The following is a 14783-nucleotide window of genomic DNA, read 5'->3' as shown; positions in this document are numbered from 1 at the left end:
CTCTTCTTTTGACTAACGGTTCAGGATCTGTTTTACAGTCTCTTCCATCTGATCTACATCACATTCGATATTATGCAGGACATTTGCATCCAGAATGTCTTTGATTGCCTGCGGCATACCGACCTGTGAAAGCTCCTGCAATTTCGGAAGCAGTGCAAATTCATCTTCTTCTGCATATTTTGCATCAATTGCTGTCATAACGCTCTTCACGAATTTGTATGGGCTTGCTGTGGACGCGATCAGATATTTCTTGCCTGTCTTTTCTGACTGTTCATACCGGCTGCATACATAAGATGCAACTGCTGTATGTGTATCCATCACATAACCGGTCTTATCATAGACATCATGGATCTGCTCTGCCGTCTCGTCCTCTGTGGCATATCCTGCAGCAAAATCAGACAGTTTTGCTTTCATATCTTCCGAAACCGTATACGTTCCATCTTTTTTCAAAGCTTCCATCAGTTCTTTTGTCTTATCGCTGTCCTCGCCTGCAATTACATAGATCAGACGCTCCAGATTGCTGGAAATCAGGATATCCATAGATGGCGATGTTGTCAGCACAAATTCACGGTTCTTATCATAAGTTCCTGTCTGGAAGAAATCAAACAATACTTTATTTTCATTCGATGCACAGATCAGTTTACCAATCGGCACACCCATCTGTTTTGCATAGTAAGCTGCAAGAATATTTCCAAAATTACCTGTCGGAACGACAACTTGTAATTCTTCTCCGTTCGCAAGTTCTTCATTTTCCAGAAGTTTTGCATATGCATATACATAATAAACAACCTGCGGAACCAGGCGTCCGATATTAATAGAGTTGGCTGATGAAAACTGATATCCCTTGCCGGCAAGTTCTTCTGCAAGTTCTTTGTTTTCAAACATTGCTTTGACACCGCTCTGCGCATTGTCAAAATTGCCGTGGATCGCAACAACATCTACATTGCTTCCCTTCTGCGTTACCATCTGAAGTTCCTGTACTTTACTGACACCGTTCTTCGGATAGAACACGATGATCTGTGTTCCTTCCACATCTGCAAATCCTGCCATTGCAGCTTTTCCGGTATCTCCGGATGTCGCTGTCAGGATCACAATCTTATTCTCTACGTGATTCTTCTTCGCAGAAGTCGTAAGGAGATGTGGCAGAATGGAAAGTGCCATATCTTTAAATGCGATGGTTGCACCGTGGAATAACTCCAGATAGTAAGTATCCGATACCTTTACCAAAGATGCAATCTCTTCCGTATCAAACTTGCTGTCATATGCTTTCTCAATGCACCCTTTCAGTTCTCCCTCTGTAAAATCGGCCAGAAACAGCTTCATTACTTCATAAGCAATCTCCTGATAGCTCATACTTTTTAACTGCTCCATAGAAACATCCAGTTTTGGAATCTCTTCAGGTACAAATAAACCGCCATCCGGAGCAAGCCCTTTTAAAATTGCTTCAGATGCAGTTACCTTTAACTCGGAATTCCGGGTACTTTTGTAATGTAGACTCATAATTCCACCTTTCCTTTGGTCTTTCTTGCTATTATTTATTCTTGCTGTTTGTATATTTTACAAGACCGCCTGCCGCAATCAGTTTCTGCATGAATTCCGGGAATGGCTGTCCCTGGAATTCTGTTCCTTTTGTACGGTTGTAAATCTTACCACTGTCGAAATCTACTTCCACTTCATCGCCTGCTTCGATTCCTCTTGCAGCTTCCGGACATTCGATGATCGGCAGTCCGATATTAATAGAATTACGGTAAAAAATTCTTGCAAATGTCTCTGCAATCACACAGCTTACTCCTGCAGTCTTAAGACAGAGCGGTGCATGCTCTCTGGATGAGCCACATCCGAAGTTCTTATTTGCCACGATCAGATCTCCCGGTTTTACTTTATTCACAAAGTCCGGATCAATGTCTGCCATTGCATGACTTGCCAGCTCCTGCGCGTCAAATGAATTCAGGTATCTTGCCGGAATGATTACATCTGTGTCTACGTTGTCTCCATATTTAAATACATGTCCTAATGCCTTCATTATCTGTCACCCACTTTCTCCGGATTTGCAATACATCCTGCGATCGCACTTGCTGCTGCTACTTCCGGCGATGCAAGATAAATCAAGGAATCTACATGTCCCATTCTTCCTACAAAATTACGGTTTGTTGTAGATACACACTTCTCTCCTGCTGCCATAACGCCCATATGTCCGCCCATACACGGTCCACAGCTTGGTGTGTTCACGGCACAGCCCGCATCTACGAAAATATCAAGAAGTCCTTCTTTGATACACTGTTTGTAGATTTTCTGTGTTGCCGGAATTACCATTACACGCACATCTTCATGTACTTTATGTCCTTTTAAAATAGCTGCTGCCTTACGCATGTCTTCCATACGTCCATTTGTACAGGATCCGATTACAACCTGATCGATCTTGATCGGTTCCATTGCTTCAATCTCATCGATTGTCTTAGCATTACCCGGAAGGTGTGGGAATGCAACGGTCGGACGTACTTCGGAAAGATTGATCTCAATCACTTCGTCATACTCTGCATCCTCATCCGCTTCATAGACCTGATATGCTTTCTTCGTATGCTCATTAAGATAAGCTTTTGTCTGATCATCTACCGGGAAGATTCCGTTCTTTGCGCCTGCTTCAATCGCCATATTCGCCATTGTAAAACGATCATCCATGGAAAGAGCTGCAATTCCTTCACCTGTGAATTCCATAGATTTGTAAAGTGCTCCGTCCACACCGATCTTACCAATGATATGAATAATAATATCTTTACCGCTCACATAAGGTCCCGGCTGTCCTTTCAGGACAAATTTTAATGCACTTGGCACTTTGAACCAGAGTTCTCCGGTTGCCATACCTGTTGCAATATCCGTTGTTCCGACACCGGTAGAAAATGCACCCAGTGCTCCATATGTACAGGTATGTGAATCTGCACCGATAATACATTCACCTGCTGCTACAACACCTGCTTCCGGAAGAATCGCATGCTCTACACCGGATTTTCCCTGTTCAAAATACCAGGAAAGTCCTTGATCTTTTGCAAATTCGCGGATTGATTTTGAATTCTCTGCGGATTTAATATCTTTATTCGGCGTAAAATGATCCGGTACAAGTACTACCTTATCTTTGTCAAATACCTTCTCTGCCATCTGTCTGAAAATCGGCAGTGCCATTGGCCCGGTAATATCATTTGCCATAACTACGTCTAACTTTGCTTCTATCAACTGTCCTGCCACAACATGATCAAGACCTGCATGGGCAGCTAATATTTTCTGCGTCATTGTCATTCCCATCACGACAACCTCCTATTCTTCTACTTAGTCTTACGAGCTATTCTACCACAGGTAAATATTACAGTGCAAGAAAGAATACATAAGACCGTAAGAAGTATCAAATCTTGTTCGTCTCCGGTTTTTACAATCTCTTTCTTCTTCACTGACGGTTTTTCTGCCTTTTTCTCTACTTTCACAATCTCAGGTTTCTTCTTTTCTGCCGGTTTTTCCGGTTTCTCCGGTTTTTCTGGTTTCTCTGGTTTTTCCGATTCTTCCACAGTCACGATTTCCGTATCATCCACATCTTCCGCATTATCGGCACGGACGATTACTTCATTTTCAATCTCTTTTCCGATCAGTTTCTCATCCAGAATTTCCACCTGATAAGTCACTGTGTATTTGTCACCGGAATGAATACTTTCCAGAAAATGTTTTGTTTCAATTGTATATGTGTTCTCTTTTACAGAAATAACCGCGTCAGATACAACGCTTTGATCTTTGTCATACAGAATAATAGAATCCGGAAGAAGTCTCACTCCTTCCGTTAGAATCCGGTCTGTGATCGTAACACCTGAGGCAACCGCCTTCTCAATCTGCTGCGTCACATCAACCGTATATGTAATCCTGTCACCAACTTTATATTTTTTATCTTCCCGGTCAGCGCTCTTTTCCACTTTAAGTTCCGGCTTTTCAATCCATTGTACCGCAAGACTGGTTGGAATATTATCCGCACTTACCAGTTCCCCGACTCCCAGGTGCTGTCCGCCTGCTCCGGTATTAATCACCAGACTTCTCCAATTCTGTCTGTTTTTCCCATAAATGTTGCCTGTTTTCCACGTCTGGGCATTCCATTTTCCCACCGGACACTTCAAATAAAAACGATCGCCGCCGTAAACCGTCACATTTCCTGTCTTTTTTGTCCCTTTTGTTTCATTTACCAGTATTACATCCGCAGGCAGTTTCAGGACAATTGAATTATCTTCATCGCCCTTGCAGGTGATAGTTTTTGTCTTTTGCACTTTTTCATTTTTATCATAAACAGCCGTCAATGTCTTCTCTGAAAAAGCAATATCCGGATCCGGTATTTTCGGAAATGTCTTAATCTTCGCCGTACAGCTTTTCACTTTCTGCTTCATTGTGTCACTTAATCCCAGAAATGCATCACTTGAATCTTTGCATTCGTCATATACATAGGACAAAATACAATGCGACAGACTGTAAGCTTTTTTCTTCTCCTGCCAGTTTTCTCCAAATACAGGTTTCAAATACTTCTGATACCCCGGATTGCCATACGCATAATACAGTGTTTTACTTAAAAGCGTGTCATTCGTCAATTGTTTTGACGTATAGGTTCCGTCATGCGGAGAACTTCGTTTTGGTTCCAGACAATATCCAAGGGTTCCGTCAATATAATAGTAAAACGTTGAATACCCTTCATAAAATACTTCTTCGCCTCTTCTCAGCGACACATCTTTCGCCTCACTTTTTACTGCCGGCACGCAACAGAAAACCAGACAAAGCACCGCCAGAAACCGCACAAAAGGACTCCATGGGAAATTTCTTTTTTTCATAAGCACTACTCCTTCTTCAATTGTAAAATTAAATTGCTAAAACCAGTTACTGTAACTGCCCTCCTTTCCTTTTATGATTTCTCGTTTTGTGAAATTCGGGAAGATCATTTCCCTGTCGGGGGATTCCCCGTACGAATATTGATTATAAAGAATCATCAGAACTTCTTAAGACGAGTGTATTAATCATATAGACGTTTTACACATTTGTCAATACTTTTCAGATTGATATATTCTCTAAAAAATGATATTATAAAAGAATTATTATAGATAATATTTATCATTAACATTAGAGAGGAATACATACATGACATTAAAACAGGGAAACAGTAATACTTCCTATCAGGTTGTTTCCATTCAACTGGAAGAAAAACTGGAACGCCGTCTGGAAGCCTTGGGACTTACGGAAGGCAGTACTATCACAATAATGAATAATCAGAAAAAAGGCTCACTCACTGTGAAATTCCGCGGAACACGTTTTGCTCTCGGAAAAAGAATTGCCAATCATATTGAAGTAAAGGAGCAAAACTGACATGGGACTTGCAGACACAAGAGAAAAAAATAACCAGACTAATAACAACAGCAAAATTATCAATGTCGGATTCATCGGGAATCCAAACTGCGGAAAGACAACGCTTTTTAATGCGTACACAGGCGCGAATTTAAAAGTTGCAAACTGGCCCGGCGTAACTGTTGAAAAGAAAGAAGGAAAAACCTTTTACAAAGGGCAGGAATTTCGTCTGATCGATCTTCCCGGCATTTACAGTCTCTCATCTTATACGATGGAAGAAACCGTATCCAGAGACTGTATTTTAAGTGATGAAGTAGATGTCATTGTAGACGTCATTGATGCTTCCAGTCTTGAACGCAATCTCTATTTAACATTGCAGCTTCTTGAACTTGGCAAGCCGGTTGTACTGGCGCTCAATATGATGGATATCGTTGAAGAACGCGGGCTGGAATTAGATCTTCACCGGCTTCCGGAAATGCTCGGCATACCAGTCATTCCGGTTTCTGCACGCAAACGCACCGGACTATCTATCTTAATGCATGCTGTAGCACATCATAATGATCCTGATGTTCAGGATCCGTTGATTCATCATCACACCGGGAAGTCTTCTCATCACCGACATGATCACCATTCTGAATATGCAATGGTTTACAACGATGAAATCGAAGACAAAATTGATCTCCTGATCAGCCGTCTTTCAAAAAAATATCCGGATATGACAAACAAACGCTGGCATGCGATCAAACTTCTCGAAAACGATCCTGATATCCGCAAACGTCATCCAATTGACTGCGCCGATATTATTGAACGAAGCTACGAAAAAGATATGATCAATCAGAAATATGATTTTATCGAAGAAGTGATCGGTGAAGTCCTCGTTGGTAAATCAAAAAAAGAGGCAGCTACAGATAAGATAGATTCTTACCTGACGAATCGGTTTCTGGGACTTCCAATCTTCCTTGGCATTATGGCAATTGTATTTTTCCTGACATTTACAATCGGTGATTTTCTGAAAGGATATTTTGAAATTGCATTAGACTACTTGACATCCGGTGCATCTGCCCTTTTACAGGCACTACATGTACACCCGATGCTTTCATCGCTCATCACGGACGGAATCATTTCCGGTGTAGGCGGGATCTTAACTTTTTTGCCAAATATTTTTATTCTCTTCCTGGCACTGGCGTTTTTGGAGGACAGTGGCTATATGGCAAGAGTTGCTTTTGTAATGGATGATATTATGAGCCATCTCGGACTGTCCGGAAAAGCTTTTCTGCCATTACTTCTGGGATTTGGCTGTTCCGTTCCCGCTGTTATGGCATCCAGGGCTTTAGAGCATCCGAAAGACCGGTTCAAAACAATTTTGATCACACCATTTATGTCCTGCAGTGCAAGACTTCCGATTTACGTCCTGTTCTCATCCATGTTTTTTGGAGAACACGCAATGCTCGCCTGCTACTCTTTGTACATACTTGGAATTTTGATTGCGATCACAACCGCCTACATCCTTTCTCGTATAGACGGTTCAAAAGCCGATCATGCACTGTTGATCGAGCTTCCGGAATACAAGTCACCAAATGCACACACCATTGCAATTTATGTATGGGAAAAGATCAAAGACTACCTGACAAAAGCTGGAACCGTTATTTTCCTGGCATCTGTTCTGATGTGGATTATTTTAAATTTCGGTCCGACCGGATATGTAACAGATATCAGTCTGAGTTTCGGATCCTATATTGGGAAAGCAATCGTCCCGCTCTTTCGGCCTGTCGGTCTTGGATACTGGCAGATCATTGTCGCACTGATTGCCGGAATTGCCGCAAAAGAAGTGGTTGTGTCCAGTTGCAGTGTCCTTTTCGGGATACAGAATATTACAACCGCACATGGCATGACAACCATGTCTGCCACTTTGGGTACTCTTGGATTCGGTCCTGCAAACGCATACGCTCTTATGGTTTTTTGTTTGCTTTATGTACCATGCACTGCTACCATCGCAACGATTCATAGAGAATTGAACAGTTGGAAATCTACTATATCTATTCTTCTCTATCAATTAGTTACTGCATGGACATGCAGCTGCATTGCTTACCACGTCTGCTCTTTATTATTTTAATCTTGTCTGCGTAAGATTGAAATTTAAAATACTGCACTGACAGGCTTTCCATTAATAGTATTACAGTTGCAAAGGCACATATACGGATTCTTTAATCTTGTATATGTGCCTTTCTCTTTCTCTCAGAAATATCTAAGAATTATGCTCTTTTAAATATTGAATCTCGATTGGATCGATCGGATCCATTGGATTTTCAATCTTACCTTTTTTCCGTCTCTTTCTTCTCTTCAGCAATTCGCCGCCTTTGTTATAAAACCAGAATGAATATGCCAAAAGCTTGCTTGCTTTTCCAATCCTGTCTTTCGTTGTCTTATCGTACAGTTTCCCTCCTGCTTCTATCGGTACTTTCTTCCGTATCAGTGCAATCAACTCTGTCTCACAGGTGACACGCTCCGGAAGAATCGTATATCCCATGGAAACACAATTCAGCTTATGAGAATCACTTCCTCCGATCCCCGGTTTCTTATACTTCTGCGCCAGCTTCCTTGCACCTTCATTCGATGCTTCCGGTTCGCAGGCGTTAAATGCTTCAATAAAATCAAAACGCTTGATAATCTCCGGTGAACGATAATATCTCTTTGTATTCGTAAAGCTCATATATTTCTCGCCACACGGATGTGCCGGTCCTAAAATTCCGCCATGCCTATGCACAAAATCGATCAGCATAGCCACTGGCATTCCACGCATCTCAAGCAAACGCATCTTCACACCTTCCGGCATAATGCAGATGATATGTCCTGCATCACAAGTATCATACTCGATGCCTTTGAGTACAACAAAATCTTCGTACACCTTGCCTTTCATCTCGTTCTTCCAGTATCTGTATCCTTTATACGTATCATGGTCGGTGATCAACATTCCGTCAAATCCGTGTGCTTTCAGTTTTGTAATATATTCGTCCAGACTCACTCTGCTGTCAACAGAACCTTCCTTCACATGACAATGCATATCCAGCTTCATAAACAAGCCTCCTTTGCATGAACTTGATTTTATTATATCACATATCATGCAAAATACAACTGATCCAGACTTCTGCCTGTATTTCCCTCAAAACGCTTTTTTTGATTCTTTCGTTCCTGTCACACTACAGCAGAGAATAAGACCTGTACACCAGATCAGAAAATACAGATAGTTCGGCAGCTCAACTGCTGTGAAACCAAATAAAAAAGCTGCCATCATCTGAACAAGCACGCCTGTTATCATCTTGCTGTTTTGTAAAAATCTCCTTATAATTCTTCTCATAAAAAAGCACCTCTCCTTCTATAATTCAATACTATAGCAGAAGAGGTGTCTCATAAAACGGACTACTTACTCATCATCTTCATCCGTATCATCATCAAAATCATCCAGTATCATTCTTGCTTTCTCAACTTCTGACTCCACGGAATCCTGTTCTTTTATTTTTTCTGAGAATTTCTTCTCTTTTTTGCCAAGTTTTCTTGACTGCATCATAAACTGTACAATCATGCCGATAATTGCAACAACAACACCGATCACCAGTCTTGCCACTCCTGCAAACGGAAGATCCACAAGCATTACAACTGCTGTTCCAACACTCATTCCGCCGGCAAATGCTGTTACAACGATCATCAGTGGTTCCGTGAAAATCACCGCAAGTATTGCAAGTATCAGAGATACCACGACATAAATTCCGGCGATCAGTAAACTGTGTGGCATATTCGCCGTCACCGCAATCGCCATAGATACTATAAACACCGTGATAAATATACCCAGTTTATGTAGGAAAAACGCAAGCACAGCCATAACGACAGCACAGCCAAACAGAATAATCATCCCTGTCATCTGAGACGGATGCATAACCTGTACAACTCCGGCTCCGATTGCTGCACCAATGCCGAAGCCACAAAGCGCCGTAAATAATTTTACCAGTTTCAGTCCAAACAGTGCAAGCAGCACTCCAACAATGATCATTGCACCAATAATTCCCATATTCATCCGGCTGTTCGGTGCAAGATCGATAAATGCCTGTTTCATATCGGATGTTTTACTTAAAACGTTCTCTAATAATGTCTTTATTTCATCCATATTCGTCTCTCCTTTTGTCCCTTATCTTCTAATCCCCTGTCTTTCACAATTTAATATTCTACTGCGCCGGTCTCCTCACTGTTGATTACATAATAAACAGCGCCTTCTTCCGGTTTGACATATAGTTCCAGTGTCTTAATCTCCCCGACTCTCTTTCCCTTTTTCGTCCACGCCTTCTTGACTCTGGCGATCATTTCTTTTTCCTCGACCTGCTTGCCATAATATTCCACAAATGTACGGACTTTCATATCCTTCTTAGATGGTCTCTTTGCAGCAGTCTTCTTCACTGCTTCTTTGGCTCCCTTCACTTCTTTGGCTGCTGTCTTTTTTACAGTCTCTTTAGCTGCTTTCGCCTCTTTTACAGCTGTTCTGGCTGCTGTTTTTGCTGTTGCCTTTATTTCTTTCGCAGTATCGCTGACTTTCTCTGCTACTTTTTCTTCTGCAGACTGTGTCTTCTTCTCCTCTGTAAGCTGCGCTTTTTCTGCCGCTTTTTTTTCCTCTGTAAGCTGCGCTTTTTCTATTGCCGCTTTCATTGCTTCTTTTTTCTTTATTACTCGTTTTCTAGCCATGATATTCCTCCTTACATCGCTACACCAATTTTTTGGTCGCAACTATTATACCATAGCCAGTCATAATTGCAAATTTTTCCTTCGACACATTTCTCATATCTCTGTCTTAATCTGTCGGTTTCTGGTAGAAACGTCCGGATAGCTGCTCTGTCTTCATTACATTGACAAAAGCATGCGGATCGGCTTCTTTGATTGCTTTCATAACCTTTTTGATCTCAGCGCTTGATATAACAGAATAAACGACCTTACGTTCACGGTGTTCATAAGATCCTTCACCTTCCATGATCGTAGCACTGTGATTGCACACTCTTGCAATTGCTTCATAAACATCTCTTGCGTGATTCGTTACAACAAGCACTGTATTCTGCTGATATTTTTTATACAGCTCATGAAGCACCTGCGTTGACGCATACTGGAAAATAATCGAATACAGCGCTTTATCCCATCCGAACAGTACACCTGCTGCCGCAAGGATGATCACATTCAGTCCAAGAACCATATTCCAGGAATCGATTCCTTTCTTATCTGACAGATAAATTGCAATAAAGTCAGTTCCTCCACTGGTCGCATTGACCGCAAGACACAGGCTGATTGCCAGTCCATTGATCATTCCTCCAAAAATACTGATCAAAAGTGTATCATACGTGATCGCATATCCCGGCAACATATCTGTCAGCACACTGGTCAATACGATCATCAGACAGGAATACAATGTAAACTTTTTACCGATAAAGCGAAATCCGATATAGATCGGCACTGCATTCAGCAGCACATTGACAAGTGTATATGGAATCGCAATATGGAAAAACAGTTTTGCACTTCGCTGAACAAGAAGTGTAAGTCCTGTCGCACCGCCCGGATACAGTCCTCCGGCACGCACAAACGTCTTAATGTTTAATGCCATCATCAACGCCGCAAAACATACAACTACAATTCGCTTCAAATCTTTTTTTGCTTCAAATTTCATTTTCCCTCTTCCCCTTGAGGTACAACATCTGTCGATGTCTTTAGTCCTCAACTAAATATCCTTTCTCTCTTAACATATTTTCTATCATGTCCAGTGTCTCTTCACTATCTGCATGCACCTCATGGTAATGATAGTTTGATGTGATATTCTTAAGCGGACTGGATTTGCCACTCCTTATATCTTCCAAAAATTCCCACGCAAGTCTCCGAGACGTAATATGAAGCTTCGCCTCCATCCGTCCATATACTTTATGATTCACAATAACTGTCTCCACGCAGCCTCCCAGATCCACAATTGAATAGAGCTCATCTTCCATCTGTTCATCTGTATGCTGCACTTTAAAAATACGTTTTACACTCTTCGGACTGTTCAGAATATATCCTCTGTTCGTAGATATGATATCATATCCGGCTGCACGCATCAGAGCAATATCCTGAACGATCACCTGACGGCTTACATTGTAAAAGGACGCCAGTTCCTTCCCCGGAACCGGCATCCTGTTTTCCTGCATTGTGGCAATTATCTTATCTCTTCTTTCAGAACCGGTCATACTTTCGTGTTTTCCTCCCACTGCACTATGATAGTTCTATTATACTACAAATATTTTCTGATTCAAACCTTATTCTACATTTTTTAATGCTTCATCCATCGGAACCTTCTGAATCTTTCTGTATTCCAGCGCTGCAACTACTGCATAAGTTACTGCTCCGATTACGAACATTTCTACATAAATCTTCGGATCTATCCACAGTGTGATCCAGCCGGAAATGCTGGCTAGCATCATCTCCCGGAAGATTATTTTCATAAATGTTTCTTCTATCGGAAAACTGAACAAAAGGCAAAGTATTACAACGATCGATGTTGATAATATATATAACCTGCCAATCTCTCCATCTGTGTATCCAAGAATTTTCGCCATAGATATCGACTGTGCATTTTTCTCTATAATGATCTTGGACAGCAGATAAATGAGTACAAGGAAAATTGCAACTGCAAATCCGTTGACCAGTCCCATCATATTTCCCATCGACACATCCAATTGTCTGGATACTTTTGTAAGTGCACTCAAATCAATGACAGAACCGATATATTTTTCATCAATATCCGTAATCTTTGTTTTTGAAAAATAACCACTGTAATAATCGGTTCCCAGATCAAATGTTTTATTCAGCTTCTGCTGATCCATAAAGACACAGAGTGCACCGCTGTATTGGTAGATTCCTTTTACTTTAAAAGAATAAGTATCTTTTTCGTATTTCTCTTTTAACTTGATCATGTCACCTTTTTTAATCTGGAATTTATCCGCATAGGCGCTTGAAATATAAACGCCATCTTTCGTGTCAACTTTCACATAGTCACTGTCCGGATCCACACCATAAAGCATGATTTCTTCTGTTTTATATTTTCCCGGGAGTGTATCCAGACTGTAAGCACTGAATTCTTCCGCATCCGGATTGTCCGTCTTTGTTCCAGCTGAAAACTCCAGCATGGAAATCAGTCTGTCCAGTTCATTTCCACTTGCCGCTGACACCGGCGCTTCTAACAGATACTGATATTTTGCCAGAAGCCCGTTCTGGATCTCCACCTGATAATGACTCAGTACTGACGGAAGCAGCAGTCCGAAGAACAGCAAAAGATTTGCAAATAATATACCTGTAAATAATACCAGATAATTACTCTTGTTCTGGAAAATAATTCGCAGCCTGAAGCGATGGAAAATGCTTGTTTTCGGGCTTAAATACATCGCCTTTTTCTTCTTTTTACCAGACAGATCTCTTCTTAAAAACTGTAACGGAGATAATTTTAATTTGTGATGCAATACCATATAATTAATCAGCAACATGATCAACACCGGCACAACCGTTGTCAGCAGAAATGCTTCTCCGTTCCATACAGTTACATAAGTCGGCAGACTGTAACTGCCGTAATACATCCCTGCACATACATTTTTCAGCACCGTATATCCAAGTATATTTCCAATCAATGCGCCAGCCAGCGTCACGCATATCGGAAGAACCATATAATGATGTATCAGTTCTTTTCTTGTGTAGCCGGATGCCCTGAGCGTTCCGATGACAGCTGCTTCATTTCGTATCGTATTGCTGATCGTCACGCCAAATACAAATGCCATGATCACAATAACCATGTAGAGAAGTACGATGATCATCGCACGGTCACTTCCCATGTCCTCTCCGGTGAAATTAATCGCCTGATTCTGATATCTTGGAACGAAGCTCTCCAGCGTAACTTCTTTGCCAATGTTTTCCATCAGGTCTTCCGCTACCTCTTTTTCCGATTTCTCATTCTCTGGTTCTTTGTTGTAAGTCCATGAATAGTTGTATTGACATGCCTTTTTATCCAATGTCTGAAATCCTTTATCCGTCACTATCGCAACACCGAATTTCACTGCATCAAACATCGTATCACTGTTATTCTGGAACAGACAGCTATAATCAGAAAGTGCCACCAGCCCCGTAATCTTCCATATCTTGCCTTTACTCTTCATTGTATCGCCAACAGCGAGCTTATTGTTATCCGCATACATACGGTCGATTGCCATCTCGTCCGCCTTCTTTGGAAGACTTCCTTTCATAAGACAAACTTTGTTGACCTGTTTCCGATTTTTGAAGAAACGTATGGTGCTTTTGTTGGACATTGTCTGCTCGATATAATAATTTTCATAAAGCTTTATGTCATTTTTTTCTATTTCTTCTTTCTGTGCCTGGTAAATCTTTTCTTTGACACGGAAATTTCCATTTTCAATATTATATTTAGCGAATCCTTCATTATATGCTTTCAGCATACTTCCATCTGCTACAAGGAAGCCGGATACAAATCCGATCGTAGCTACCATCAGAAGGAATACAACCAGGTATTTTCCCAACTCTCCCTTTAATTCCCGCGGGAGTCTTTTACGCAAAGGACTCTTCATCTGTTCGTCCTCCTTACCATTCCAGTTCTGCTGCCGGAATCTTATTCTTATTTAATATATTGCTCCGGATACCACCATCTTTTAATTTTACAACACGGTCTGCCATATCCTTGATCGCATCATTGTGTGTTACCATGATAATGGTATTTCCGTATTTCAGATTCACCTTCTCAATCAGTTTCAATATCTCTTTTGACGTATGATAATCCAAAGCTCCGGTCGGCTCATCACAGAGCAGGATATCCGGATTTTTTACAATGGCACGACCGATCGCGGTACGCTGCTGCTGTCCGCCGGACAACTGATTCGGCAATTTCCTCTGGTGTTCTGTCAGTCCTAGTATATTTAAAAGATCATCCACCGGAAGCGGCTGATCGCTTAAGTACGCTCCTACTTCAATATTTTCCCGCACAGTCAGATTCGGGATCAGATTGTACATCTGGAAAATGTATCCAAGGTGCTTTCTGCGGTACAGCGATAATCGTTTCTCCGACATATCTTCCAAACGTTCGCCTTCAATTGTGATGCTTCCGTCATCTGCTCCGTCGATTCCTCCGATAATATTAAGAAGTGTGGACTTTCCAGAACCGGACGGTCCTAAAAGCACACAGAATTCGCCTCTCTCAATCTCCAGATTCAATCCTTTTAATACTTCTACCCGGTTCTCCCCGTAACCAAAAGATTTTTTTATTCCCTCTATTTTTAAAAACATCTCATTCCTCCCTGGATTTTGATTTTGTTTCTCATTTTCATGTTAGTTCACACTAACTTTTTTGTCAAGTATAAAGATTGTGTCTCGGC

14 protein-coding genes are annotated in these 14783 nt (G+C 41.3%); 2 read left to right on the top strand and 12 right to left on the bottom strand.

The window, feature by feature from the left end; all coding sequences use genetic code 11:
- Nucleotides 1-12: 12 nt before the first annotated feature.
- From thrC to H8S07_RS07175, 4 genes are read right to left on the bottom strand one after another with little or no spacing between them, the layout of a single operon-like run.
- Nucleotides 13-1500 carry a threonine synthase gene (thrC, locus tag H8S07_RS07190; protein ID WP_021861246.1) on the bottom strand — a complete coding sequence of 496 codons (1488 nt, stop codon included), beginning with the start codon at nucleotides 1498-1500 and terminating at the stop codon, nucleotides 13-15.
- 31 nt (nucleotides 1501-1531) lie between these two features.
- Nucleotides 1532-2023 carry a 3-isopropylmalate dehydratase small subunit gene (locus tag H8S07_RS07185; RefSeq protein ID WP_021861245.1) on the bottom strand — a complete coding sequence of 164 codons (492 nt, stop codon included), beginning with the start codon at nucleotides 2021-2023 and terminating at the stop codon, nucleotides 1532-1534.
- On the bottom strand, nucleotides 2023-3297 hold the full coding sequence (leuC, locus tag H8S07_RS07180; RefSeq protein WP_117538266.1) for a 3-isopropylmalate dehydratase large subunit: 1275 nt from the start codon (nucleotides 3295-3297) through the stop codon (nucleotides 2023-2025). Before leuC ends, H8S07_RS07185 begins: the two co-directional genes overlap by 1 nt.
- Before the next feature lie 20 nt (nucleotides 3298-3317).
- Nucleotides 3318-4847 carry an isopeptide-forming domain-containing fimbrial protein gene (locus tag H8S07_RS07175; RefSeq protein WP_118520184.1) on the bottom strand — a complete coding sequence of 510 codons (1530 nt, stop codon included), beginning with the start codon at nucleotides 4845-4847 and terminating at the stop codon, nucleotides 3318-3320.
- A 304-nt stretch (nucleotides 4848-5151) separates the two neighbouring features.
- Here H8S07_RS07175 and H8S07_RS07170 point away from each other — a divergent pair, with 304 nt between their 5' ends.
- Together H8S07_RS07170 and feoB are read left to right on the top strand one after the other, a co-directional pair.
- Nucleotides 5152-5376, top strand: coding sequence for a FeoA family protein (locus tag H8S07_RS07170; protein WP_021861242.1), 225 nt, complete (start codon nucleotides 5152-5154; stop codon nucleotides 5374-5376).
- Between the two features lies 1 nt (nucleotide 5377).
- Nucleotides 5378-7468, top strand: coding sequence for a ferrous iron transport protein B (feoB, locus tag H8S07_RS07165; RefSeq protein ID WP_021861241.1), 2091 nt, complete (start codon nucleotides 5378-5380; stop codon nucleotides 7466-7468).
- A gap of 132 nt (nucleotides 7469-7600) precedes the next feature.
- Here feoB and H8S07_RS07160 read toward each other — a convergent pair whose 3' ends face one another.
- The 8 genes from H8S07_RS07160 to H8S07_RS07125 form a co-directional block, all read right to left on the bottom strand.
- Entirely contained in the window at nucleotides 7601-8428 is an 828-nt protein-coding gene (locus H8S07_RS07160; protein WP_021861240.1) for a PHP domain-containing protein, read from the bottom strand.
- An 87-nt stretch (nucleotides 8429-8515) separates the two neighbouring features.
- A complete protein-coding gene (locus tag H8S07_RS07155) occupies nucleotides 8516-8710 on the bottom strand; it encodes a hypothetical protein (RefSeq protein ID WP_021861239.1) in 195 nt (64 codons plus the stop codon).
- A 66-nt stretch (nucleotides 8711-8776) separates the two neighbouring features.
- The gene (locus H8S07_RS07150; RefSeq protein ID WP_021861238.1) at nucleotides 8777-9514 is read right to left on the bottom strand and encodes an ABC-2 transporter permease; all 738 of its coding nucleotides are present in this window, start codon (nucleotides 9512-9514) and stop codon (nucleotides 8777-8779) included.
- A gap of 50 nt (nucleotides 9515-9564) precedes the next feature.
- Nucleotides 9565-10083 (bottom strand): DUF6465 family protein, encoded by a 519-nt coding sequence (locus tag H8S07_RS07145; RefSeq protein WP_021861237.1) that lies wholly within the window; start codon nucleotides 10081-10083, stop codon nucleotides 9565-9567.
- A gap of 106 nt (nucleotides 10084-10189) precedes the next feature.
- Nucleotides 10190-11050: a YitT family protein gene (locus tag H8S07_RS07140; RefSeq protein ID WP_118287711.1), complete on the bottom strand. Its 861-nt coding sequence runs from the start codon at nucleotides 11048-11050 to the stop codon at nucleotides 10190-10192.
- Nucleotides 11051-11090: 40 nt separating this feature from the next.
- Nucleotides 11091-11600 carry a transcription repressor NadR gene (locus H8S07_RS07135; RefSeq protein WP_117538259.1) on the bottom strand — a complete coding sequence of 170 codons (510 nt, stop codon included), beginning with the start codon at nucleotides 11598-11600 and terminating at the stop codon, nucleotides 11091-11093.
- Nucleotides 11601-11669: 69 nt separating this feature from the next.
- Nucleotides 11670-13982: an ABC transporter permease gene (locus H8S07_RS07130; protein ID WP_021861234.1), complete on the bottom strand. Its 2313-nt coding sequence runs from the start codon at nucleotides 13980-13982 to the stop codon at nucleotides 11670-11672.
- A 13-nt stretch (nucleotides 13983-13995) separates the two neighbouring features.
- Complete coding sequence (locus H8S07_RS07125; RefSeq protein WP_118287710.1) at nucleotides 13996-14694, bottom strand: ABC transporter ATP-binding protein; 699 nt, start codon at nucleotides 14692-14694, stop codon at nucleotides 13996-13998.
- Between the last annotated feature and the right edge of the window lie 89 nt (nucleotides 14695-14783).

This window comes from Dorea hominis (assembly GCF_014287705.1).
GTDB lineage: Bacteria > Bacillota > Clostridia > Lachnospirales > Lachnospiraceae > Dorea_D > Dorea_D hominis.
This window is presented reverse-complemented; position numbering and strand designations above follow the sequence as displayed.